This is a genomic window from Vibrio sp. Vb0937, assembly GCF_033338855.1.
In genome coordinates this window covers 1-1,432 of record NZ_JAWOTK010000185.1, presented here as the reverse complement: position 1 = coordinate 1,432, position 1,432 = coordinate 1, and the positions used below count along the sequence as shown (strand labels likewise).

Here is a 1,432-nt window from a genome sequence, read left to right as displayed (position 1 = left end):
GATGCATTGCTAGAGCATGAAGGCGTAAAAGCCGTTGCTGACGAATCCGAGCAAACTTCGGAATCACTTCAAGAAGAAGGTAAAGACCCCGTCGTAGCGAAGCAAGCTTTGTCGCCAATGGAGTCAGAGGCTCTGCTGGATTCAAAACAAAGCGCTCAGAACACAGACTCGCAAGATAAGATAGCGGTGGCCAGTGCGATGGGAGAAGGTCAGCAACTACTCGGTCGTATTGAACAAGCGAATCAAGCATTGCAAACCAATGATTCTTTTGTTGATAGCGGCAAGGGTTTGCCTCTACAGACGACGCAAGCAACCTCTTTCTCTGCTCCAGTGTCGAAACTGGTCGAAACAGATGACGCAAAAGCGCTAGTAGCGTTGCAATCGACGCCTTCTGTTGAGCAAGTGAATTTGGCGGCCGAGCAGCAACTGGAACCAATCTTAGATGCCAATGGGAAGCCGATTGATATTGAGAAGCTACAATCTCAATCAACCGAATGGCAAAACCTGACGGCGTCTCCTGTAATGGATACTTCAGCAATGCAACAAGCTCAGGCGAACACCTTAGGTGCATTGGATGGTTCGGTGTCACTTGACCCTGCGACGGTCGGCTTTGAAGGTAAGGCGGTTCAGCTGGTTTCAATTGATGAGCTGGAAGTCATTGATACCAAGTTGGCGCAAGGCAAACCTCTGAGCGAACAAGAAATCGATGTCATTGAAGGTTTGAGATCGGGTGACGTCGTCGCGGATATTCCTGAGCAAGAGCTAGCCCAGTTGGTTGCGCTGCCAACGGACGTGAAAGCCATTCTTGCGGAGCAAAATACAACGCAGCATAACAATGTACGAAACGGCAGTGAACGAACAGCCGCTACAGTCGCGATGGGGCAACAAGCACAATACGTAAACGCGCAAGAGATGAAGCACGCCGCTGCGCAAGCGCCAATGGCTCAACATGCCGATAAACTTGCGTCCGCACCAATGCCGGATGCGCTGGTGGCGAATAATTTCAACCCAGCAGTTCAAATGGCTGCTAATGGTGAAGTGAGCCACAAAGCGAACAATGCCGCGTTAAGTGCAGGTGCGTTGAAAGCTACGGCGAGCCAGCAAGATAAGCCAGAGTCGCAATACGGATTAGCAGGACAGCTGCAAGCGGCCGCTGGGCAACAAGGTGTAACAGCTCAACAGCAAACCCGAGCGGAAGCCGCTCAGCAAGCGCAACTGCCTCTGCAATTAACAAAAGAACTCGCTAATGAGCAAGTGGCGGAAAAAGTACAAATGATGATGTCGAAGAACTTGAAGAACCTCGACATCCGACTTGACCCACCAGAGCTTGGCCGTATGCAAATTCGCATGACGATGAACAACGATTTGGCCAACGTGCATTTTACGGTTACCAACCCACAAGCGCGTGACATTATTGAACAAACGTTGCCTC

At 50.6% G+C, this 1,432-nt stretch carries 1 protein-coding gene; it reads left to right on the top strand.

What is annotated here, in order from left to right:
- On the top strand, positions 1 to 1,432 hold a 1,432-nt coding region (locus R7P67_RS24275), incomplete at both ends, for a flagellar hook-length control protein FliK (RefSeq protein WP_318086246.1).